This is a genomic window from Paenibacillus praedii (assembly GCF_049725345.1).
Classification (GTDB): domain Bacteria; phylum Bacillota; class Bacilli; order Paenibacillales; family Paenibacillaceae; genus Pristimantibacillus.
Map to the genome: position 1 here is coordinate 1 of NZ_JBMWAM010000009.1, position 23,056 is coordinate 23,056.

26 protein-coding genes are annotated in these 23,056 nt (G+C 46.8%); 4 read left to right on the forward strand and 22 right to left on the reverse strand.

The genetic code is table 11. The features are described 5' to 3' along the window. Positions 1–107: 107 nt before the first annotated feature. The 15 genes from ACO9K6_RS10275 to coxB all read right to left on the reverse strand — a co-directional run bounded on the left by ACO9K6_RS10275 (position 108) and on the right by coxB (position 11,688). Positions 108–638: a GNAT family N-acetyltransferase gene (locus ACO9K6_RS10275; protein ID WP_424767474.1), complete on the reverse strand. Its 531-nt coding sequence runs from the start codon at positions 636–638 to the stop codon at positions 108–110. Positions 639–857: 219 nt separating this feature from the next. Further along, complete coding sequence (locus ACO9K6_RS10280) at positions 858–1,085, reverse strand: S-layer homology domain-containing protein (RefSeq protein ID WP_424767634.1); 228 nt, start codon at positions 1,083–1,085, stop codon at positions 858–860. Positions 1,086–1,329: 244 nt separating this feature from the next. After that, positions 1,330–1,605 (reverse strand): hypothetical protein, encoded by a 276-nt coding sequence (locus ACO9K6_RS10285; RefSeq protein ID WP_424767475.1) that lies wholly within the window; start codon positions 1,603–1,605, stop codon positions 1,330–1,332. Positions 1,606–1,636: 31 nt separating this feature from the next. After that, positions 1,637–1,768, reverse strand: a complete 132-nt coding sequence (locus ACO9K6_RS10290; RefSeq protein ID WP_424767476.1) for a hypothetical protein — start codon at positions 1,766–1,768, stop codon at positions 1,637–1,639. A gap of 50 nt (positions 1,769–1,818) precedes the next feature. Beyond that, positions 1,819–3,138: an ABC transporter permease gene (locus ACO9K6_RS10295; RefSeq protein ID WP_424767477.1), complete on the reverse strand. Its 1,320-nt coding sequence runs from the start codon at positions 3,136–3,138 to the stop codon at positions 1,819–1,821. Further along, positions 3,131–4,033, reverse strand: a complete 903-nt coding sequence (locus ACO9K6_RS10300; RefSeq protein WP_424767478.1) for an ABC transporter ATP-binding protein — start codon at positions 4,031–4,033, stop codon at positions 3,131–3,133. The genes ACO9K6_RS10295 and ACO9K6_RS10300 overlap by 8 nt, the downstream gene beginning before the upstream one ends. Next, complete coding sequence (locus ACO9K6_RS10305; protein ID WP_424767479.1) at positions 4,030–4,968, reverse strand: ABC transporter ATP-binding protein; 939 nt, start codon at positions 4,966–4,968, stop codon at positions 4,030–4,032. The genes ACO9K6_RS10300 and ACO9K6_RS10305 overlap by 4 nt, the downstream gene beginning before the upstream one ends. Positions 4,969–4,983: 15 nt before the next feature. Then, positions 4,984–5,370, reverse strand: coding sequence for a GntR family transcriptional regulator (locus tag ACO9K6_RS10310; RefSeq protein ID WP_424767635.1), 387 nt, complete (start codon positions 5,368–5,370; stop codon positions 4,984–4,986). Positions 5,371–5,399: 29 nt separating this feature from the next. Next, positions 5,400–6,125, reverse strand: a complete 726-nt coding sequence (locus tag ACO9K6_RS10315; RefSeq protein WP_424767480.1) for a hypothetical protein — start codon at positions 6,123–6,125, stop codon at positions 5,400–5,402. Between the two features lie 170 nt (positions 6,126–6,295). Continuing rightward, complete coding sequence (locus tag ACO9K6_RS10320; protein WP_424767481.1) at positions 6,296–6,757, reverse strand: DUF420 domain-containing protein; 462 nt, start codon at positions 6,755–6,757, stop codon at positions 6,296–6,298. A gap of 35 nt (positions 6,758–6,792) precedes the next feature. After that, the gene (gene ctaG / locus ACO9K6_RS10325; protein ID WP_424767482.1) at positions 6,793–7,689 is read right to left on the reverse strand and encodes a cytochrome c oxidase assembly factor CtaG; all 897 of its coding nucleotides are present in this window, start codon (positions 7,687–7,689) and stop codon (positions 6,793–6,795) included. A 92-nt stretch (positions 7,690–7,781) separates the two neighbouring features. Then, entirely contained in the window at positions 7,782–8,099 is a 318-nt protein-coding gene (locus tag ACO9K6_RS10330; RefSeq protein WP_424767483.1) for a cytochrome C oxidase subunit IV family protein, read from the reverse strand. Positions 8,100–8,102: 3 nt separating this feature from the next. Further along, a complete protein-coding gene (locus tag ACO9K6_RS10335) occupies positions 8,103–8,720 on the reverse strand; it encodes a cytochrome (ubi)quinol oxidase subunit III (protein WP_424767484.1) in 618 nt (205 codons plus the stop codon). Further along, the gene (ctaD, locus tag ACO9K6_RS10340; protein ID WP_424767636.1) at positions 8,717–10,561 is read right to left on the reverse strand and encodes a cytochrome c oxidase subunit I; all 1,845 of its coding nucleotides are present in this window, start codon (positions 10,559–10,561) and stop codon (positions 8,717–8,719) included. The genes ACO9K6_RS10335 and ctaD overlap by 4 nt, the downstream gene beginning before the upstream one ends. A 74-nt stretch (positions 10,562–10,635) precedes the next feature. Continuing rightward, complete coding sequence (gene coxB / locus ACO9K6_RS10345; RefSeq protein ID WP_424767485.1) at positions 10,636–11,688, reverse strand: cytochrome c oxidase subunit II; 1,053 nt, start codon at positions 11,686–11,688, stop codon at positions 10,636–10,638. 368 nt (positions 11,689–12,056) lie between these two features. Between coxB and ACO9K6_RS10350 the strand changes: the two genes are divergently transcribed. Beyond that, a complete protein-coding gene (locus tag ACO9K6_RS10350; RefSeq protein ID WP_424767486.1) occupies positions 12,057–12,785 on the forward strand; it encodes a hypothetical protein in 729 nt (242 codons plus the stop codon). Positions 12,786–12,862: 77 nt separating this feature from the next. Here ACO9K6_RS10350 and ACO9K6_RS10355 read toward each other — a convergent pair whose 3' ends face one another. Then, the gene (locus ACO9K6_RS10355; RefSeq protein ID WP_424767487.1) at positions 12,863–13,837 is read right to left on the reverse strand and encodes an aldo/keto reductase family protein; all 975 of its coding nucleotides are present in this window, start codon (positions 13,835–13,837) and stop codon (positions 12,863–12,865) included. 150 nt (positions 13,838–13,987) lie between these two features. Here ACO9K6_RS10355 and ACO9K6_RS10360 point away from each other — a divergent pair, with 150 nt between their 5' ends. Then, positions 13,988–14,320, forward strand: a complete 333-nt coding sequence (locus ACO9K6_RS10360) for a winged helix-turn-helix transcriptional regulator (protein ID WP_424767488.1) — start codon at positions 13,988–13,990, stop codon at positions 14,318–14,320. Here the strand turns inward: ACO9K6_RS10360 and ACO9K6_RS10365 are convergent, their stop codons facing one another. From ACO9K6_RS10365 to ACO9K6_RS10375, 3 genes are all read right to left on the reverse strand, one after another. After that, positions 14,321–15,190 carry a DUF421 domain-containing protein gene (locus ACO9K6_RS10365; protein WP_424767489.1) on the reverse strand — a complete coding sequence of 290 codons (870 nt, stop codon included), beginning with the start codon at positions 15,188–15,190 and terminating at the stop codon, positions 14,321–14,323. Between the two features lie 441 nt (positions 15,191–15,631). Then, a complete protein-coding gene (locus tag ACO9K6_RS10370; protein ID WP_424767490.1) occupies positions 15,632–16,372 on the reverse strand; it encodes a GTP cyclohydrolase II in 741 nt (246 codons plus the stop codon). A gap of 119 nt (positions 16,373–16,491) precedes the next feature. After that, positions 16,492–17,244, reverse strand: a complete 753-nt coding sequence (locus tag ACO9K6_RS10375; RefSeq protein WP_424767491.1) for an SDR family NAD(P)-dependent oxidoreductase — start codon at positions 17,242–17,244, stop codon at positions 16,492–16,494. A gap of 328 nt (positions 17,245–17,572) precedes the next feature. On the opposite strand from ACO9K6_RS10375, the gene ACO9K6_RS10380 reads away from it, so the two are divergent. Then, a complete protein-coding gene (locus tag ACO9K6_RS10380; protein WP_424767637.1) occupies positions 17,573–18,901 on the forward strand; it encodes an FAD-dependent oxidoreductase in 1,329 nt (442 codons plus the stop codon). A gap of 110 nt (positions 18,902–19,011) precedes the next feature. On the opposite strand, the gene ACO9K6_RS10385 is transcribed toward ACO9K6_RS10380, so the two are convergent. From ACO9K6_RS10385 to ACO9K6_RS10395, 3 genes are all read right to left on the reverse strand, one after another. Further along, positions 19,012–21,228 (reverse strand): heavy metal translocating P-type ATPase, encoded by a 2,217-nt coding sequence (locus tag ACO9K6_RS10385; protein WP_424767492.1) that lies wholly within the window; start codon positions 21,226–21,228, stop codon positions 19,012–19,014. A gap of 107 nt (positions 21,229–21,335) precedes the next feature. Beyond that, complete coding sequence (locus ACO9K6_RS10390) at positions 21,336–21,536, reverse strand: copper ion binding protein (protein ID WP_424767493.1); 201 nt, start codon at positions 21,534–21,536, stop codon at positions 21,336–21,338. 19 nt (positions 21,537–21,555) lie between these two features. Then, positions 21,556–21,921: a metal-sensitive transcriptional regulator gene (locus ACO9K6_RS10395; RefSeq protein ID WP_424767494.1), complete on the reverse strand. Its 366-nt coding sequence runs from the start codon at positions 21,919–21,921 to the stop codon at positions 21,556–21,558. Positions 21,922–22,102: 181 nt separating this feature from the next. Between ACO9K6_RS10395 and ACO9K6_RS10400 the strand changes: the two genes are divergently transcribed. Next, positions 22,103–23,047: a DoxX family membrane protein gene (locus ACO9K6_RS10400; RefSeq protein ID WP_424767495.1), complete on the forward strand. Its 945-nt coding sequence runs from the start codon at positions 22,103–22,105 to the stop codon at positions 23,045–23,047. Positions 23,048–23,056: the final 9 nt, after the last annotated feature.

Below are 23,056 nucleotides of genomic sequence, written 5' to 3' on the forward strand. Positions count from 1 at the left end.
ACCAAAATTGTTTTATTGAACATTCCTGCCAGTTAGCTGAGCGGATTTCCAGCAATGCAAAACAAGCGATGGATCGGATCCACCGCTGTGCCCACATCAAAAAAGGGTTATAACTGTATCCAGAACCGTCTTACAAGGTTCCCACTATCCTCCACATACTCCGATTCAAATTGACCGCCATTTTTTATAATGGTTTTTTCTGATGCTACATTTCCTTTATCGCAAACTAGAAGAACTTTGTTTAAACCCATTTCTTTCGTTATTTCAAGTGTTAATGCTAATAGTATCGATGCATAACCTTTTCTTCTTTCTGATGGACGTATCCCATAACCGATGTGTCCACCGCAATTCAGGAGCTTTACATTGAGTCTGTGTCTAATGTTTACTGCACCAATGACTTTTTTTGAATGTTTGTCTATAAGCCAGAACGTAGAATGGGGCACAAAACTCCCGTTCGTTATCTTATCTTCTGTATCTTCCGAGTACAAGAAATCAATCATGCCATCAAAATTAGAAGGATCTTTCTCTACAACCCACGGGGTAATATCTTGGCCACTTGATTTCCAATCTTTATAAAACGATATGTACTCATCCTTAAATTCAACTGATGGTTTTATCAACTCAACCGAATCTGACATTCTATTCACTCCAAAAGTAAATTTTAACCATAGTAACATTCAAGCCTAAGATTAACAACATTTATTTGACCATGTATTGAACTAATCTGCCAGTTAGTTCAATAAAAGAACGCTCCCGCGCCTTCGCTTGGGCTACGTCCTCCCCATTATATTCCATTACCAATCACCTATTAAAGAACTTACACGGGTAGCATGTAGTGCTTAAACCGGAGACATATCTTAACCTAAGCACTTACTTATAACAGCCATTTCCGGACAGTGAATAAAACGGCTCGCACGGAAGGTTCCGTCACCGTCCCCTTTCACAGGCCCTGAACTTACCGCAGCCGCTACAGTGCCCCTTGACCAGGGCGGGATTGCTTCACATCGGCAAATGTTAGACCTTTCTCGTTTGGAAGTAAAAGTGCTCTCGCCAACAGCGCCGCACGCAAACTCGACGCACGTTATCTGCTGCTCCGGTCGAAACGTACCCTCTCGATAGCCTGAAGCAAACCAAGTTCAAGTGCGGCGAGCACTCTTTCCTCAGCCCAGTGATCATCCATATCCGTTAGTGAGATTATATTCGGGTATCTCTAAGATTACATATTATTCCAGAAAATAGATGTCCTTGTCAAGGACGTTATTCACCAATCGCCCTCCTCGAGCTTCACGGCTGAGTCCCTGCTACGAATTCGCTTATGAGCCGTTATCATTAAAAGCTGGCTGCCTCTCTAAAACGCCCAAAAGACAGATATAACGAGATAAGCGCCACTAAGAAGAAGATAATTCCAATTCGAGTGTTTCTCCTAAATTTGATACCGTATGAAATGAAAAATATAGCCGCGGCAAGCTTAGCCCCGCTCTGAAAATACCCATTAAACGATGATCCGCTAAAAATAATGGCAATGAGCAGCATGGAAATGACAAGAACTTTGAACCACCATGGCTCGCTCAAAAATAGTTTATACATCAACTTAATCCTCTGCATCATCTGGTCCTCCTTTCTTCATATTTGTTACTTATTTGCTTATCGGCGACTTAGAAGATGTTGCGCTGAATGCGGCTCCTAATCCGGCGCCAATGGCTATGCCGATCGCAATATTTTCTAACGCCACCCCGAGAGCTACGCCGATTGTAATTCCAAGTGCCATTCCTGAAACAAACTTTTTGTTCCGATTATCAACAAAAATTAATAAACCTTCTAAATCTTATAAGCCTTCATAGCCTTCCGAAGCTCTTTCCAGCTAGGACGCTTGCCGTACATGAGTACGCCTGTGCGGTAAATCTTCGCGGAAATCCATACCGAAATATAGATGGTTATGATCAGGATGCCAATCGATAGGAGAACCTGCCACACTGGCGGATCGGTAAGACCGAGTCTGAGAAGCATAACGAACGGTGAGAAGAACGGAATGAAGGAAGTGACCGTTACAAGCGTGCTGTCTGGACTGCTTATGCTAAAGATCGTAATATAGAAGCCTGCCAACGACACCATTGTAATCGGCAGCACAGCTTGACCCAAATCCTCCGTACGGCTGACGATCGATCCGACCGCCGCATACAGCGTTGCGAATAAGAAGTATCCTGTCAAGTAGAACAGGACGGAATAGAGCAGCAAGCTCAGATCGATTTGGGTGAAGTCTATATTCAAGTTGCTTAACGCCTTGTTATTGTGCGGAAGCATGACATTAATAATAATGACGAAGACATAAACCGTTATTTGAATCAATCCAACAAGAAACATACCTACGATTTTTCCGAACATTTGTTTCAGTGGCGATACACTAGTAATGAGAATCTCCATAACACGCGAGCTTTTCTCGGCCGTAATTTCCGATGCAATCAGCTGCCCTGTAATCATGATCGCCATGAACAGAAGGACGATGATAAAGTAGATGAGACCCATGTTCATTCCTTGCTGCTCCGGCGTTTTGCCCTCTCCAACACTGCCGGCGCCTTCTGTTGCCGAGATTTGTACCGTGTCGATTTGGATCGGAGCGTTCAGCAAGGCGCGCTGTTCATCAGATAATCCCGCATCCTGCAGTATTGTATCCTGACGAATAAGCTGCAGCGCTCCTTGAAGGGAGCTGGACAATTCGAATTCCATCAGCTTCTCCGATTTGTAGATCATCTCAGGAAAGCCGCTCTCTGTCATTTGACCAAATTCCAAATAGCCTTTGATTTCCTTGTCCTCGATCGCCTGCTTCAGCTGCTTCTCGTTCTCAGCAGCGGAGCTCTTATCCTCGAAAGCTACCAGCCTGTAAGTCGGCTTTTCCTGCATTTCATAGAAAGCTTTTAGCTGATCGCCGGTTGAAGTGCCTTCCGCTAGATCCGCTTGCTGCGAGCTAATGTAGCCGATGTTCGTCACTTTGTCGCCGCCGCTGTTAAACTGCGAGAAAATATAAGGCAAATTAATACCAATCGAAATAATTACTGCAATAATTAAAGTCGTAATAAGAAATGCCTTGCCTCTGAATTTGTTCTTTAACGTAAAGCCAACTACTGTCCAAAAGCTATTCATGGCGATCACCTACCGTTTTAATAAATATTTCGTTCAATGTTGGTTCCTTGATCTCAAATCTCGTAATCGTCGACTGCCCCATTGCATGGCGCAAAATATCACCGCCCACAGCTTCGTTTGCAATTCCGATTTCGTAGCCGTACTCATGACGGATGACATTTGTTACACCGACAAGCTTATCCAGACCCGATACTTCTTTCTCTGTGTTGAGTATAACGCGCTCCTTCGGAAATTGCTTCTTAATTTCTTTCAAATTCCCTTTCAACACAACATTCGAGCGATGCAAAATCGTAATATTACGGCACAGCTCCTCGACATGCTCCATGCGATGCGTCGAGAACAGAATGCTTGTGCCTGAATCACGCAGCTCCTTAACCGTCGATTTCAACAGCTCTACGTTGACCGGATCGAGACCACTGAACGCTTCGTCGAGAATGACAATTTTCGGCGAGTGTATGACGCCTGCGATGAATTGAATTTTTTGCTGATTTCCTTTGGACAGCTCTTCGACCTTTTTGTTGTAATACTCCGGCACCTCAAAGCGATCGAGCCACTTCTTCAGGCTTTGTTCCGCATCTCTCTTCGACATCCCGCGCAGCTGTGCGAGATAAATAAGCTGATCGCTCACCCTTACCTTCGGGTATAGACCTCTCTCCTCAGGCAAATAGCCCAAATTGCGAAGCTGTTCGTTGCTGTATGCTTTACCATGATAAAAAATGTTTCCCTCGTCCGGATAAATGAGACCAAGCACCATTCGCATCGTCGTTGTTTTGCCTGCGCCATTGGCGCCAAGCAAACCGTAAATTTCCCCTGCGCTTACTTCGAAGCTGATCCCGTTGACTGCTGTTTTATCTCCATACTGCTTCACAACATTTTCTACTTTTAATGGATTCATTTCCATACTCCCTTCGTTTCGTTCATCCTAGTACGCAATCGGTCTTCCTGCAGCAATGCGCTCATAATTTCATCGAGCTCCAGCGCTTGCCTGCTTACAAGCTTCAAGCCTTCCGCCGCGCACCATCGCTCTGCTTCAGCGGCCATATTTGTCGTGATACGGTAAGTCGTTCCGCCCGCATGCTCAACGCCGCATTGCCCCGGCATACCTGCCGCCTTCTTTTGGGTAAGACCTTCTCCGCTAACGAATAACGTGAACCAGCTGCTGAACAGCTCATCCTTCTCGTACATCCCTAATACTCGTCCTTGTGCCATAAAGACGATATAATCGGCAAGCCGCTTAACTTCTTCAACAATATGGGATGTCATTAGAATTGTTCGCTCGCCATTATCCATATATCGGTGAAGAATCTCAATCATCGTTTTCCAGGCAAGAGGATCCAGACCGGATGAAGGCTCGTCGAGCAGCAGCAGCTCCGGTTCATGTGCCAGCGCCAAAGCGAATTCGAACTTTCGGCGCATCCCCTTCGACATTTTGGCGAGCATCTGATTATCGTCAACCTCCAAAATGCGCAGCATCTCGCGGTACCGATTTACATCCCAAGTTGCACCGTACCAGAAACGATTAAATTCAGCCTTTGCCGTACCTTTCATATTGTCCTCGTGCGGTGAGGGCTGCTCCGGCAAATATCCGATCCTCCTCAATAGCTCGGGATCCCTGCCTTGCCCGATCTGATTTCCAAGCATTTCGATGGATCCTTCATCCGGCTTGGCAAGATCAAGCATCAAGCTGAACGTTGAGCTTTTGCCGGAGCCGTTGGGACCCACGATTGCCGTAATGAAGCCCTTCGGTATACTCATATGAAGCGGACCTAGTCTGAAATTAGACCGGCTCTGAATAACGCCGTTCATTTGAATCGCAATCTCTTCCTCCATCGAGCTTCCCTGCCTTCATTCAAAATGTTTGTGCATCGCTTCCTTGAACATCTTCACCAGCTCTTCTTCCGAGCACTGCACACGTTTTCCGGCTATGACCGCTTGTTCCATCGCCTCGATAACAGCTGACAAACGATGCCGGTCGCGCTCCTTCTGGCCGACCTCTGCCACATAGGTGCCTGTTCCCTGCCTTGTTCGAAGCAAGCCTTCCTGCTCTAAATCGCTGTAAACTCGTTTTACCGTAATGACGCTGCATTTTACCATTTGAGCAAGCTCGCGAATCGATGGAAGAAGCGTTCCTTCCTCCAGCTGTCCGCTCACGATTAAAGCACGCAGCTGCACTTCTATCTGATGATACAGCGGCTCAGCGCTTTGGGCGTTAATTTGTATCGGCAGCCGAATAGCTTTCACCCTCTTTCATACACCAATGCTTAAACGCTGTAGCTTCGTTTCTCCAACCGGTTTTCCATACGGTTTATACCAATAAAAATTGCTGCAATACATACAGCGAGTGCGACAAGTACGATCCACCAATTACCATCCTCGATCAGATGAAACGAGTTAACTACAATATTTCCTACCTTAAATATTGACAAGCAGACGGATAAGGCCAAAAATCCGAATATATAGATAAAGTTAACGAGAAAATACGTTTTCCCAGGATAACCGATTTCCCAGTATATATAAGCAATTGCCATCGACAAGGAGTACAAGAACCATGACAACCCATACAGCATAAAATCTAAAATCGATAGGTTTGCCTCGTTTACATAAAAATACGTATACTGCAGGGCGAAAAAGATAAGCTGTGAGGCAAGCAATACAATCGTCAAATGAATCAATCTGCCAAGCACAATCTGCTTCGATGTAATAGGCATCGTGTGCCAATGCGCCATTTTTTTCGTAAACGTATCCTCTTTCCAGTAGCCCATCATCGATTTATTAATTACAAATCCGAGACAAGGCAGAAGAGAGAGATAAATAAAATCTGTTGCCCAATTCATTGTTGTTTCTCTTTCGCCTGCGAAATCTGCCATAAACAGCGGAATCGAAAATAATAACATATAGATGACGAAAGATAATGAAATAAGAATTTTCCAGCGATCCTGTAATATCTCATGCTTCGCCAGATACCATGCACCTTTCCAAACATTCACAGCATTTGCTCCTTTCAACATCAGCGGTTGTTATACTGTATATATTTTTATACACAGTATATTTACTTTATACAAATTTGTCAACTATTCCCTTGAAAAAGAAAAAAACCGTGCTTTCGCAAGAGTTCATCTCTTTCGAAAGCACGGTTTTTCCATTTTCGATTGAAAGCTTAACCAAAAATTGCATCGATCATAGGCTTCGTATGGCCGCCTGGATACATCAAATAAAGCAATATATAAACCATCGTTCCGGTTATGGCCGTAATAAACCAAACAATCGATGTCACCCTGCCCCACTTGCGGTGCTTGGCGAATTTTTTCTTATAGCCTAGCGTAAGCGTAGTAATGCCGAAAACGGCTCCGATCGTTGCAAGCGTAATATGAAACAAAAGAAAACCTAAATAGAATGGCTTTAAGCTGTCAGGTCCACCCCATTCGGTATTACCGGAAATAATCGTTCTTGAAGAATAAATAATGAAGAACAATATTGCCGTAATTGCGGCCCAGAACATCATTTTCTGATGCTGCTCGAGTCTCCGCTTGATCGCCAGCCTCCACCCGAATGCTACTAGCACTGCGCTAGTAACGATTAAGGCGGTGCTTATCGTCGGCATAATCAAATAAGTATCCAATGCAACCCCACCTACTATAAAATAAATGATTGATCCTATGCCGTACCAGTATTCGTATTCGGCAAATCATCCTCCGTATGCTCACGCTTGAACCACTGCTTGAATATATAGGCGAGAATGATACCGTACATTACTTCTTGTACAAGCTTCATCACAATTCCGCCCAACTGCTGGTCCTCCACAACATCCATGAGGTTGAAAAACTGCGGACCACCAAAGCTATCAAGCAATCTGCTCGGATCACCGGAGACGCAGTAACCCATAGCCGTTACCCAGACATTTGGATCGCTGTAAATGGAATACATTGAGCTTGTTGCAAAAATAATTAATGCGCAAGCAGGCGTTAACAAAATTCCGTTCGCGAATACATATGCCATTTTCTTCATATCGGTAAGCCTGTTCCATTCCGGAACCGGACATGCGATTTGCCACCACATCATGAATGAGGTAACGAGTAAAATAAAATAGTAAAGACGATGCACAGTAAAGTGAGTCATCACATAGTCGTGGATAAGTGGGATATGGTAGATCGAGAATAACATATTAAACAAGATTAAAGTAATGACCGGATGCATGAGCAAGCTAAATTTCTTCCAGAAGCGAGCCTCGAACATTTTGCGCCAAATGAAGCTTGGCACGCCAAGCAGCACCATCGGCGGAACGATTAAATAAGATACAGACATATTGATCATATGAAATGTGAACATGAGATGGCCTAATAGATTAAAAGGTCCACCGTGAACAAAATAAAAAAGTATAGCAGCGGATACAAACAACACCTTCTGCAGCGTTGTTGCGGCCGGCGCCTGCGGAAAATTTTTTTTCCGCCATGGACCAATCAAGTAGAAATAGAGAATGACTACAGCGGCCATTGCGAACATAAACATGGGGGTCCACAATTCTTCGAAGCTGAAATATTGTAAGCCAAGCACCGTGGATGCTCCTTTCAATTACGCTAACCTATTTTACAAAAGAGGAGGGACCCAAGCCCGGGACCCTCCTCTACGACATTACGACAATGTTCTTACCACCAGACCCAATATTGGGCCATTATCACGCAAGTAAATACGATGAAAACACCAGATAAAATTCCGATGATCGCGAACTGATGTCCGCGGTCTTTCATGTGCATCCAGAAAGCCATTTGCACGAATACCTGCAAAATAGCTAGACCTACTAAAATAATGTAAGTGAAATCCTTGTTAATCTCACCGCTGATGACGGTCGCAAACGCGATGAACGTTAACAGTACGGAGAAAATAAAAGCAATAATATGCTTCTTTGGTCCTTCGACCCTATGACGCTTGGTGCTTTGCTCTGTGGCAGATTGATTGCTTGCCATTGATTAAACCACCTTTCCCATCAGGTAAACGACGGTGAAAATGAATACCCAGACTACGTCGATAAAATGCCAGTACATTGCGGATACGTATACCTTCGGAGCGGTAACGACGTTTAATCCTTTTTTGTACAACTGCATAATGATCAACGAAATCCAAACTATACCGAAGGCAACGTGCGCTCCGTGGAATCCAACGAGCGTGTAGAATGATGAGCTGAATGCGCTCGTCGTAAAACCATGACCTTCATGTACATAATGTACAAACTCATAAATCTCAAGACCAAGAAATGCAACGCCCAAAACAACGGTAATGATCAACCAATTGATTAGAGCTTTAATCCGATTCGTGTGCAGAGCATGAACAGCGAATACGCTGGTCAAGCTGGATGTTAACAGCAGTGCTGTTGCCATCGCGACAAGCGGCAGCTGAAACAGCTCATGCGCAGGCGGTCCATCAAGCACTTGATGGCGAAGCGCAAGGAACGCTGAGAACAACGTTCCGAACAATACGGTCTCGCCGCCAAGGAATAACCAGAAGCCTAAAACTTTATTGCGTCCCTCGAGGGTCGCCTTCTCGGGCTCATGAGGCAATTGCCCTTCTACATGCGAATGCGCGCTCATGCTTTCCCCCCCATATCTTTAAGGATTTCTTCTTCTTCAATGTGGAAGCCATGGTCATCGTGAACGGAACGCAAGAACATACAAGCGAATACGATAAGCAATCCAACAGCTCCTATTACATAACCTGTATTAATTCCGAACAGGATTCCCCAATCCTGAGCATACATAAAACCGAAGCCTGCGATGAACAATCCAAGTCCCATAAAGAAAGGCAGAATCGAAGGAGACGGCATATGAATTGGACCGATTGGCTCAGCTGGCGTCATGCCGCTGTGACCGTCCATTTTTTCTTTCCAATACGCATCATAACCACGTACAAGCGGCGTTTGAGCAAAGTTGTACTCTGGCGGCGGCGATGGAATCGTCCACTCGAGTGTACGTCCATCTTCCCATGGATCTGCAGGTGCATTCTTCGGCTTGAACGCTGTAATAACAACGTTTAGCAAGAAGAAGATTGTTCCGAAGCCCATTAGGAAAGCGCCGACTGTGCTGATCATGTTCATTTCATTAAAACCTAGACCGTCTAGATAAGTCCAGATACGACGCGGCATTCCAAGCAAGCCAAGGAAATGCTGAATAAAGAACGTCAAGTGGAATCCAATAAAGAATGTCCAGAATGTTAGCTTGCCAAGAGTCTCATTCAACATCCGTCCAAACATTTTTGGCCACCAGTAGTGCAGGCCTGCGAAAATACCAAGAATCAGACCACCAACAATAACGTAGTGGAAATGCGCTACGACAAAATATGAGTCGTGGTACTGAAAATCGGCAGGCGCTGCTGCCAGCATGACCCCGGTTACACCGCCCATTACAAAGGTCGGGATGAAGCCGACAGCGAACAAGTTCGCCGTAGTGAACTTAATCGATCCGCCCCACATTGTAAACAGCCAGTTAAAGATTTTGATACCTGTTGGTACCGCGATAAGCATCGTTGCAATCGAGAACAACGCATTTGCCACCGGTCCAAGACCTGTGGTGAACATATGATGCGCCCAAACCATGAAGCCCAAGAAGCCAATCAGAATGGTAGCGAATACCATCGAGCTGTATCCGAACAATCTTTTACGTGAAAATGTACTTATTACCTCGGAAATAACACCGAAGGCCGGCAGGATGAGGATATAAACCTCAGGATGCCCAAATATCCAGAAAATATGCTCCCAAAGCACGGCATTACCGCCGCCGGTAGGATCAAAGAAATTAGCGTCAAATATTCTGTCGAACATTAGTGCGGCAAGACCTACAGTAAGAGCAGGGAATGCAAACAGGATAAGACATGACGTAATGAACGCTGACCATGTAAACATCGGCATACGCATAAACGTCATACCAGGTGCACGCATGTTGATAATCGTGACTAGGAAGTTAATCCCCCCGATTAATGTACCAATACCCGCTATTTGCAAGCCTAAAACATAATAGTCCATACCTTTTCCAGCGCTGTACGTATCACCGGCCAGCGGTGCGTAAGCAGTCCAGCCTGCTTCCGGCGCTCCGCCGGTAAACCAGCTTACATTGAGGAGCACGCCACCGAAGAGGAATGTCCAGAAGCCCAAAGAGTTAACGAATGGAAATGCAACGTCACGAGCCCCGATCTGAAGCGGAACAATTGCATTCATGAGGGCGAACAACAGCGGCATGGCCGCTAAGAAGATCATTGTTGTTCCGTGCATCGTCAGAAGCTCGTTATATGTATCCGCACTAACAAAGTTATTAAGCGGCTTCCATAATTGAACCCGAATCAAAATTGCTTCCAACCCGCCGATGAGGAAGAAAAAACCGCCAGCGATCAAATACAATATGCCAATTTTTTTATGGTCAACCGTTGTCAGCCAGTCCATTAAACCGCTGTAGCGCTTGACCGTATGCGTATGCGCATGAGCCAAAGTAGGTACCTCCTTCAATCACCGATAAATTATTGTTCGTAGTCGAGTTTCAGTTCAGATAAATATTTCGCAATACCTTCAAGTTCTTGTTCAGTCAGATCGTAAGTCCCGCTCATCTGGTTTCCTGGCTTGATTTCATTTGGATCTTTGATCCAACGATACAAGTTATCGTAAACTGAACCTTCATTTTCGTACTGCGGTTCATCGGTGTTAACAAGAATACCTCCGACAGTCTCACGGCTGCCAATACCAGTTAAGTTAGGATATGCCGGTCCGCCTAGATCACCGACAGCATGGCAGGAAAGACATTTGCTTTCGAATGCCGCTGCAATCGCAGGATCGCTTGGAAGCGCAACTGGCTCTTGAATCGCTGCTGCCCAGCGGTCGAATGAAGCCTCGTCCACTGATTTCACTTTAAAGTCCATCAATCCGTGAGAAGGTCCGCAAAGCTCGGCACATTTACCAAGGTAAACGCCTTCTTTTGGCGCTGAGAAATACATAGAGTTAACGTTCGCGCCTGGATTCGTATCTATCTTGCCCGCAAGCGACGGAACCCAGAAGGAGTGAATAACGTCAGCCGATTTCGCTTCAATCGCAATCGTCTTGCCAGTCGGAATAATAAGCTCCTGAGCTGTCTTAATACCTAGCTCCGGATATTCAAATTCCCACCAGTACTGATGCGAGGTTACGATAACCTTAACCGCATCCGGATCTTTACTGTAATCTTCAGCAAGATTAAATACGGATTGAACAGTCGGAACACCAAGGATAATCAGCATGATGATCGGAATAACCGTCCATATAATCTCCAGCTTGTGACTTCCTTCAACTTGCTTTGGAATCGTCTTGTCTCCAGGACGTCTGCGGAAACGAATAATTACATACAAAGAAATCGCAAATACGACAACAATCACGATTAACATGATTCCTATCGCCAGCTTCATCAGTCCGAATTGCTCTTCCGCTACAGGTCCCTGGGGATTCAGCGTTGACAAATCTTCCCGTCCGCATGCCGCAAGCACTAGCACCATCATGGCCATTAGCGGCGCAAGCCGTTTTACAAATCGCCACCGTTTCATCATTAATCAACCCCACTTTTGACTTTTTCGCAGCTGCCTAATTTCACGTGGCAAGCGGCCGGCTGCGTGTTTCACAGATGTTATGACAACTCCTGCAACTTAAATCACTTTATTAAATATAAAGTTGAAGACCCTATTTGTCAATGTTCCACAGAGAGTTCACAAATTGTTCTCAAAGCTGTCAAAATCGCACGATTTCAACGTTTTCATCCTGATTTTTATTACGCGGCTGCAGCTTATCCATCCGACTATCTTCTATCCTACATTGTGCACCAAAACCATGGTCAATTATGTATGCTGTTTGAAACGTATAAATGAGGTCTTCTTACAGAAACTATAGCCAATATCGTACGAATGGGGGTCCGTTCTTTATGGTTAAACGAATAGCCGCGCTGCTGCTCTCCGCTGTTATGATTACGGCAGCTGCCGGCTGCAATTACGAAGAGCTGGCGCAAAAAAGTGACACCGATTATGGCAGCCGGCAGGCGAATGATCCGAAGATGCTCGGCGACAAGGCTTATGGACCAATGACCATCAATCCTTATCAGCACGATAATGCATTCTTTGAATACAGCTCAGCCATCTCCCGTAAAGTAAGCGATCTTAACGGAGTAGCCTCCGCCATTGTGATGCTTACGGACAAAAACGCGTATGTTGGTCTTATGCTCGACTGGACGGCGGTAGGCACGCAGGGCTCCGGCGGTCAACGCGAACAGAACAATACAGGGACGACTCAAGGCGTCTATAATAATGATACGGGAAGTCCATACGGCAACAGCCGTGTCCTTGTGTACCCCTATAACTCTTATTTCTCGGTCAATGATTTGAATAACCTATCCCCGGAATTGAAACAGACGGTTGCGGTAAAGGTTCGGGAGATGGCACCAACCGTGCAAGAGGTGCATATATCTGCGAATATGGAATTTATGAATTATTTTAATGAATTTGCAAAAGAGGCCTGGGGTGGACGCTCGCTCATGCCATGGATTGATCCTTTCAATACACTCGTGAAATACCACTTTGCTGGCGGCAAGGTTATGCCTCCCCCGATTACGCAGCCCGGTACCTACACGCCTTCCGAGTCGCAAATCAATCGGTAAAAAAATCCCTTCTATTATATATAGCAAATAAGGTGAAGCAGGACCTAATCCAGCTTCACCTTATTTTTGCATACTTATTAACGTATTGGAGAAAATCCGCTTACCTCTGCCAATATATTATCAGCCTGTGCCAGCACCTCTTCCGACAGATTCAACGCAATAGCCTTTACGTTTTCCTCGATTTGCGATGGGCGGCTGGAGCCAATTATGGCTGAGCTTATGCCTGGTTGTCGCAATACCCATGCCAATGCGAATTGTGACAGCGTTGCTCCGATGCTCAGTGCTAGCTGCTCCAGTTTCTCCGCTACCAGAAGGACATCCTCCCGCATATAGCTGTTAATGATGCTGTTCGTTTTGTCATTCGCAGCACGACTGTCCGTTGGCGCTGCTTGACCAGGCTTGTATTTGCCGGTTAGCACTCCCTGCGCCAGCGGTGAGAATACGACCTGTCCCATGCCTTCCCGCTCACATACCTGCAGCACATCCTTTTCAATATACCGCTCGAACATGTTGTAGATAGGCTGGTTGGAGACGAGAGGCCGCAATCCAAGTCTTTTGCCCGTCTCGCTTGCTTCTGCAATCTGTGAAGCGCTCCATTCACTTATGCCTGTATAAAGCACTTTGCCCTGCGCCGTTAAATCATCAAGCGCTCGCAGCGTCTCTTCAACCGGCGTATCCTCATCAAAGCGATGGCATTGATATAAATCGATGTAGTCGACTCCGAGTCTCTTCAAGCTCGCCTCACACTGCTCCACGATATGCTTGCGAGACAGACCGCGATCATTTGGACCTGCGCCCATTGGAAAAAACACCTTTGTAGCAAGCACATAGCTGCTGCGGGTATACGCTTTCAAAGCGTCGCCCATAACCTTCTCGGCTTCTCCATTGTTGTAAGCATTGGCTGTATCGAAAAAGTTAATACCCAGCTCATAGGCTTTATGAATGCATGCCCCAGCTGTATCAGCGGCAGTCGCCGTTCCATAGGTAAGCCAGCTACCAAGTCCGATCTCGCTTACCTTCAGTCCGCTTTTGCCAAGCCTTCTATATTTCATATGTATCGCTCCTCGCTTATTTCCTTACGAGCTCCTTCGTAGTGTATAGCAGATCAGGGGATATTAATAGTAGTGAATATTTTTTCATTTTCTAATCTTTACTATATATACTATACTTGGTGATAGTAGATAAAGAGAGGAGAATTACGCATGTGCGCACATAATTATGTTCCGAAGGAACCTGTACATATTGAATGCAATATTGAGAAGACTTTAGATGTCCTCGGAGGAAAATGGGCTTTTCTCGTACTAAGGGAGCTCTTCTGCGGGACGAAGAGATTTGGAGAGCTTGCGCGGCTTATTCCGTCCGTAAGTCCACGCGCACTAACAAGCACGCTCCGTCATCTTGAAGACAAGGGCGTGCTCGAGCGCTCCGTATTTCCGACCGTACCGGTCACCGTTGAGTATACACTGACGCCGAAAGGCGAGGATTTGCATCAAATTCTAAAGGAAATGAAGCTTTGGTCAGCTAGATGGACGTAGCTAATTCCGCTTCAATCGTTCTGTAAGCGGTTTGAAGTCTGCTTGAAACCGATCCAAGGCATGCTGATAGACGCGTCTATCCTTTTCATTGCGCGCGAATCGCTTCAGCCGGATAAGCTCTTCTTCGAATTGCTCGCTCAGTATTGCAACTCGGTCCCTTGGTTTTGACTGCACGCTATCCGGCTGCTGGTGTCCATCCATTGGCTGCAGCGTAAGCTCGCCGTTGCTGTCGATTTGAGCGAGAAACACATCCTTTAAATCGGTCTTTTTTCTTTTAAGCTGATGGTGGAGCCATTCTTTATCGAAGCCCGCCGTTTCTAGAGCCCCTTCTAAAATCGCGCCGTCCATAATGACTGTCTGAGGCGCCTTTTCTTCGCTATACTTCCAGCCAAGCATATCCGGCGTAATGGGCTGGTACTGTTTTTTGAGCAGCACGTTTAGATCTCCGCTTGGCTCCATTACTGCAAATTCAACATCAGCTACGCGGTAGACGTCCTTTTTCCTCAGCTGTTCAAGCAGCTCATCTATTGTCAAACGATCCTTGAACAGCTGCTTTTTGGATATCTGACCGTCCTTTATAAGCACACTCCCCTTCCCGTCGACAAAGTCGCGCGCCTTTTTACTCTTCATCGTCAAAAATTCCATCCCGACCGATACAATCACCCACACTCCCAAGGAAATAATACCTAAGTACCATAAATTGTCAATATCCAACGACACATAAGCGGCGATATTACCGATCGATATACCCGTTATGTACTCAAATAAGGAAAGCTGAGATATTTGTCGCTTTCCCAGCACCTTGGTGAACGCAAATAAAATAAAAATAGCAGCTAATGTACGAATAACGATTTCCAGCCAATTCGGCATGTCCATCCCCCTTTCGATCTTTATAGTGTCCAGAACAGAAAAAGTCATTCGTTTCCAAATGTCTATTGCAACTTTCACGATTATATAGTATGATGATATGAATGTATTATATTTAACCCCAGTAAATCCCCAGTAAAATTCATTGATTTCCTCGGATTTTGATTTCTTTGCTGTTAATTCCAATCATGTTTCGTGCTGTATTTCTGATTCACACTGGCGCGGTCATCGGAGCCGCAAGGACGAGAGAGAGGTAGGGCTTTCGTTGTTTTAGGATGCGAGTTATTAACAACTTGGTATACATGCTATTTGCTGTTAACAAGGGGATTCGACACGGCCTTTTATTAGCCAAAAGGTCCGGTTAAATATACAATACCAAATAAGGGCTGTCCCGCGATACGCATTTATGCGCTCGCAGGACAGCCCTGTCCAATTTTGACGTGCTTACTCGTTCGGACATATGCTCTCGGCAAAATGTCCTGAGCGGTTTATTTTCGTCGCTAAATAACGTTCGTTATGCTTCGATCGATCCCCCCAGAGCGGGATACGCTCTGTCACATTAAGGCCTTCGGCTTGCAGCGCATCCAGCTTCCTTGGATTGTTCGTGATCAGAGCTACCGGTTTTGTCCGAAGTGACTTTAGCACCCGAATAGCATCGCCGTAGCTGCGTGCGTCATCGACAAATCCAAGCTGTATGTTAGCTTCGACCGTATCGAAGCCTTCCTCCTGAAGTAAATATGCCATTGCCTTACTGAATAGTCCAATGCCTCTTCCTTCATGGTTTGCGAGATAGAATAATGCGCCCGAGCCATGCTCGACGATCCTCCGCATCGATTCATTCAGCTGGAAGCCGCAATCGCAGCGTTTGCTGCCGAAGATATCGCCAGTGTGACAAATGCTGTGCATACGAATCCATGCTTCGTCCGCCTGATCAAAATCACCATAGACAAGCACGCTGGACTGCTGCATTTCCGCCAAATTAATCGACGATAGCTTCTCGATCACTTTCTGGGCATCCTCAAGCTTCTCCTCACATGACAGCCAGCAGTACCAGTGAAATGTTGCCTCTTCCTCACCCAGCCGTACCGGAAGACGAATCGGTCCAACTAAATAAATATTACTTCGATCACTTTCAATAACTTTAATTTTGCGGTCAACAATTGAAATGGCTTTTTCTGTATACATCGGTTCATGCTCCTGACCAGTTCATCATAGGTTTATTTCCTATTATGTTCGCGTTGTATACCTGCTATGCTTGGTATTGATCACGCCCTCAGAAACATCATTGTCCGAAAAGAACAAGCCTACTCCTCGTAAATCATTTTCCTCGTCATACCGCCATCAATTGTAAGGTGCGTACCCGTAATGAAATTATTATCGGGATTGGTTAAATAAAGACAAGCACGCGCGACATCCTCCGGCCTTCCGACCCGCCGCGACGGATGCTGCTCATGATCCACCACACGCAGCTTGCTGTAGTCTCCATTCTCAATCCAGCCTGGACAGATGGCATTCACCGTAATTCGATCCGGTCCCAGCGACAGCGACATCGCATGCGTCAGCGACAGAATGCCTCCCTTGGAGGCGGCATACGCTTCCGAGTTCGGCTCCGACATGATTGCCCGCGTCGAGGAGATGTTCACGATCGCTCCGCCTCCGCTCGTTTTCAATAGCTTCGCAGCTTCGCGGGAGCAGACGAAGGTACCTCTAAGGTTTGTGTTCACCACGCTATCCCACTCGTCCAGCGAAAGGTCATACGGCGATTTCCAAATGCCAAAGCCTGCATTGTTGATGACAATATCCAATCGTCCCAACGTAGCCTCTACAGCCTGCATCATCTGCACGATTTCTTCAGGCTTGCTCATATCGGTCACATAGGAAGCCGCCTCACAGCCTGCTTCCTTCAGCAGCTTCGACGTTTGCGCAAGCCCGTCTGCATTTTTATCCACTAATACAGGAACTGCTCCTTGCTCCGCATAGGCAAGTGCAATTGCACGGCCAATCCCCGCTCCGGCACCCGTTATTAGAACGTATTTATTCGTAAATTTGGTTTCCATAACATCCACTCTCCTTGCCTTATCATTTGTCTCCCATTGTACCTGATCGCAGCAGCCTGTGTACAATCCAGCTATAGAAGCATCCGACACAAAGAAGCATTACAATTGTGAAACTTGTATGTCAAGTTATCTGAAAATTTAATTAATTTAAGGAAAATAACATGCTAAGCCCTTGATATTTGCTTGTAAAACGCATATGATAAATGCAAGAAATGATTGTGAATGTTTTCACATTGTAGAGTTAGTTGTGAAATATTTCACGTTATAGAAAGTGACAGCTCTTGCTGCTCACAATTCATATACTACATTGGAGGCGTTTATTATGACTATAAAACTTGCTGTTGTAGGCTGTACCCACGCAGGAACCGCTGCGATTACCCAAATGGCCAAGCTCTACCCCGAAGCACAAATTACTGTATATGAACGGAATGACAATATCTCGTTTCTATCGTGCGGCATTGCCCTTCACGTTGGCGGCGTCGTAAAGGATGCCCAGCAGCTATTCTACGCTACACCTGACCAGTTGGCTGCACTCGGTGTAACAACGAATATGCGGCATGATGTATTGGAGGTTGATACGGAAGCAAAAACAATTTTGGTCCGCAATCTTGCTACTGGTGAAGCATTCACCGATACGTTCGATAAGCTGGTCATGACGACGGGCTCGTGGCCGATCATCCCGCAAATGGATGGTATTGAGCTCGACAATATATTGCTTTGCAAAAACTACAGCCATTCGCAAGCTATTATCGAGAAAGCAAAAAAAGCCGAGCAGATCGCAGTTATTGGAGCAGGCTATATCGGGATCGAGCTGGTGGAAGCGTTCGAGCAGCTTGGCAAGCAGGTTACGCTGATCGATAACATGGAGCGGATACTTTATAAATATTTGGATCGTGAATTTACGGACATGACCGAGCAAGCGTTAATCGACAAAGGGATAACAATCGCAACAGGCCAGACCGTCACTTCGTTTACAGGTGAGGAAGGCCGTGTAACAACCGTCGTTACAACTGCTGGCGAATATGAAGCAGATCTCGTCGTGCTGTGCATTGGATTCCGACCTAATACCGAGCTGTTGAAGGGGCAGGTCGATATGCTTCCGAACGGAGCAATCATCGTCGACGAATATATGAGAACGAGCAAACCAGACGTATTTGCCGCTGGCGACAGCTGTGCTGTTCATTACAATCCTACCGGCCAAAATGCATATATCCCGCTTGCCACCAATGCCGTTCGAATGGGGACGCTTGTCGCTAAGAACCTCATGCAGCCAACCGTCAAATATTTAGGCACACAGGGCACATCGGGCATCAAAATTTACGATTACAATATCGCATCGACTGGCCTGACAGAAACGGCTGCTCTTGCTGCGGGATTGAATGTGAAAAATGTCACAATCATCGATAACTATCGTCCCGAGTTTATGCCAACCTACGAGCAGGTCACGCTGAAGGTCGTTTATGAGGCGGACAGCCGCCGAATCGTCGGCGCTCAGGTCCTGTCGAAGGTCGACCTCACACAGTCGATCAACACCTTGTCGGTCTGCATCCAGAACGGCATGACGATGGATGAATTAAGCTATGTCGACTTCTTCTTCCAGCCGCATTACAACAAGCCGTGGAACCTGCTCAACCAAGCTGGCCTTCAGGCAGTGTAAGACGAGCAGCAGTGGTAAGTCCAGCTCCACAGCATTAACAACTCAAGGCCTCCTCCACAAAGAGGAAGCCTTGAGTTTGTTTTCATAGCGACTATACCATATCTGCTAGCTCAACCTTTCATTCTTTGCAGTCTTAGCGCATTAAGCACGACTGAAACCGAGCTTAAAGCCATCGCCGCTCCAGCCAGCCACGGTGCAAGGAAGCCCGCTGCCGCTATCGGTATTCCAATGACATTGTAAGCGAGCGCCCAAAATAAATTCTGCTTTATATTAGACATGGTTACGCGGCTCATCCGTATCGCATCGACTATACTGTTCAAATCGCCTCTCATGAGCGTGATGTCGGCCGCCTCGATAGCAACATCCGTGCCGCCCCCAATCGCCATGCCGATATCAGCTGCAACAAGGGCCGGCGCATCATTCATACCATCGCCAACCATGGCTACCTTCCGTCCCTCGGCTTGGAGGTCCTGAACCGCCTTCGCCTTCTGCTCTGGAAGCACCTCGGCTACCACGCGGTCAATGCCAACCTCACGAGCAATCGCTTTTGCTGTCCGCTCGTTATCACCGGTCAGCATGATCACCTCGAGCCCCATTCCCTTCAAACGGGCTACCGCTGCAGCAGATGTATCCTTTACCGTATCCGCCACGGCAACCATACCTGCATACTGGCTATTAACACTAATTAGCATAACCGTCTTTCCTGCGGACTCCAGCTTTTCCTGCTCCTGCTGCACCGTAGCAGTGCTTACTCCATTTTTCTCCATAAGCCTGCGAGTTCCCACAAGCAATTGTTGCCCATTCACTACGGCTTGAATACCATAGCCAGGAATAGCTTCGAATTGCTCAGCTGCAGGCAACGTAATCGAACGGGACTCAATACCAGCCACTAGCGCCTGTGCTACCGGATGCTCCGAGCTTCGTTCTGCAGCGCCTACCCATGTCAGCAGCTCAGCTTCATCAAATTGTGCTGCCACGATAACATCAGTAAGCTCCGGCTTTCCTTTTGTTACCGTACCGGTCTTATCCAGTACGATTGTATTTACATGATGCGTGCTTTCAAGATGCTCTCCGCCCTTGAACAGCACCCCTAATTCCGCGGCACGGCCGGACCCGGCCATAATCGAGGTCGGTGTCGCCAGACCAAGCGCACATGGGCATGCGATAACAAGAACGGCAATCGCCTTCTCGAGAGCGCCGCCAAGCTCGCCGGGCTGTACGAACAGGAACCAGATCCCGAACGTAAGAAGCGCTATGGCCACAACAATCGGAACGAATACACCGGATATATGATCAGCTACCCGCTGAATCGGCGCCTTTGAGCCCTGCGCCTCCTCCACTACCCGTATAATTTGGGCGAGTGCCGTTTGCTTCCCGATTTTCTCGGCCTGCATGCGAAGCGCGCCATTCTTGTTGATCGTTGCGCCAATTAGAGCATCGCCCGCCCGTTTCTCCACCGGCATACTCTCGCCGGTAAGCATCGATTCATCAACAGTTGAAGCGCCCTCCAGGACGATGCCATCCACTGGAATTTTCTCTCCGGGCTTCACCACGATGACTTCGCCAAGGACAACCTCATCGATGGACACGCGCTGCTCCGCTCCGTCGCGAATAACCGTAGCCGTTTGCGCCTGCAGACTCATCAACGTTTTTATCGCTTCAGACGATCTGCCCTTAGCGATGGCCTCAAGAAGCTTCCCTAAGACAATCAATGTTATTAATACCGCGCTCGTCTCGTAATAAAGCTCTACTTGATGCCCACCATGTCCCTGCATATTCAATGTCTCAAATGTCACATACAAACTGTAGAAGAAGGCAGCCGAGGTGCCAAGCGCAACCAGAACATCCATATTGGCTCCGCCATTTCGCAGCGCTTTATACGCCCCGCGATAGAACGGCCAGCCTATTACAAACTGTACCGGCGCGGCTAGCGCCAACTGGAACCAAGCGTTCATCAATAAATCCGGAACGGGAATAAAGCTTGTAAAAGAGAAATGGCCCGCCATTGCCCACAGCAGCGGCAAAGAGAGCAACGCCGCAACGATGAAGCGCAGCTTTTGCTTGTTAATTTCCCGCTGCTTATAATCGCCATCGACCTCTGTTCCCTCCTCCGGACGCTTTACCGTTCCATAGCCTAATTCCTTGATTTTCTGCTCCAGCTTATCCTGATTCACCATACCCGAATCGTAAGTAACCGATGCCCGCTCGAGCGCGAGATTGACGTTCGCCTCCACGCCATCAATGCGATTGAGCCCTTTTTCAATTCGAGTGGCGCAGGCCGCGCAGGTCATACCTGTTATTTGTATCGTCGTCTGTGTTTTGCTCATGCCCGATCACCCGTTCTCCACATACCCGCATGGGGTATATTTTATTGAAAAAAAAGGGGCTTCAGCTTGTCTTCACAAGACAGTAAGAAGCCCGTTTTTTCCTTGATTTACACGACGTCGTAGCCTTGATCCTCAATCGCTTCCTTCACAGCCTCGATCGAAACCTTCGCTTCATCGTATTCCACTGCAACACTCTTAGCTGCAAGGTCCACTGTGCCGCTTGCTCCCGCTTTGCTGACTGCCTTCTCTACCGCGCTTACGCAATGTCCGCAAGTCATACCCTCTACCTTCAATACTGTGTTTGCCATAATTATATCCCCTCTCAAATTATTTCATTAGTTTGTTAACGGTTATAAGCAGCTCATCGATGACTTCGCTCTCGCCGGACTGGATTCGCTCAATGACACAGCTTCGCATATGACCTTCAAGAAGAAGCTTGCCGACGCTGTTCAGCGCGGATTGTGCCGCAGCAATTTGGTTTAACACATCGTCGCAATACGTGTCCTTCTCGATCATCGCCTTCACGCCTCGAATTTGTCCTTCGATCCGATTGAGCCGCTTCGTCAAATTATCCTTCATTTGAACGGAATGATGACTCTTGCGTGGAGCCACTGTATCGCAGCATTCAGCCGAGCCCGTCTCATGCGAATGCTTAAGAACGTCAACTATCGCTTCTTTCGATTCCTTGTTCATCCAACATACCTCCATGGGGTATCTGTTCCTGAAATCAGGATAACATACCCCCGTAGGGTATGTAAAGCGATTATTTTAAAATTGTTTATTTATCCCATTACGACTACTTTTAATCTCGTTAACATTATGCTACTATCCAATCAGCGAGGTAACATTATACATAGACGGAGGAGAATCACATATGGATTATTATGCGCATGTCAAATGGTTCACAGACGTTGTCGCTGAGAAAGAACCGATTGCAGGCGTGTTATCTCCTTTTTTTATGACGCTTGCCGTATTCACAGCTATTCTGCTTGCAGTGCTGACTCAGCTGCTCCCTTCAATCTCAGAATCGGGGCTGTCTACACGAATCGACAACGGGCTGGATAAGCTAAGGAAGTACTCTTCGCCTATCCTGAAATACGGAACAGCTGCAGCCCTTCTGATTCAAGCGCTGACGGGTACCCGCTTTGCTAACGAATTCGATCTTGCAGGCGGCTGGCAAACGATCGTTATGTGGGCCGCAATTATTCTGCTTCTGTTTCCTCATCACTATGCGACCAAAGCGGGCGCGCTTGCTATGCTCGTCTTATTCGCCGATACCTTAAGAGTGGCCGGACTGTTCCACATGCTGGACTATGGCTTCTATCTTGCGATTATCGGCGTTCTGCTTATCGAGCGGACGAGGGAATCACAGCTCCGCTTCCCGCTGCTCTATCTCGGAACAGGCCTATCGCTCTGCTGGGTTGCCGTCGAGAAATGGATCTACCCGACGATGGCCGAGGATATTATCGTAAATCACAACGTGCCCACCTTCGGCTTTGCTCCGGGGCTGTTTATCGTGATGACCGGCTTTATCGAATTTGTCGTTGGTTATTTACTCGTTGTCGGCATACTGAACCGGCTCCTTGCCGTCGTATTGACGCTGATCTTTATCTCCACAACAATGCTGTTTGGCATGACGGAGCTGATTGGACATTTTATGATCCATATCGTTCTGATTCTGTTTGTTATCGAAGGCGTCAGCTTCTATAAGCCTCCGGTTGCCATGCACCGTACAGCAATTGATCGAATGGTGTTCGTATCGCTTAACTTTATTTTCGTATTGGCAACGTTCGTCCTTATTTATTACAGATTCGCCTAGGCTCTCATC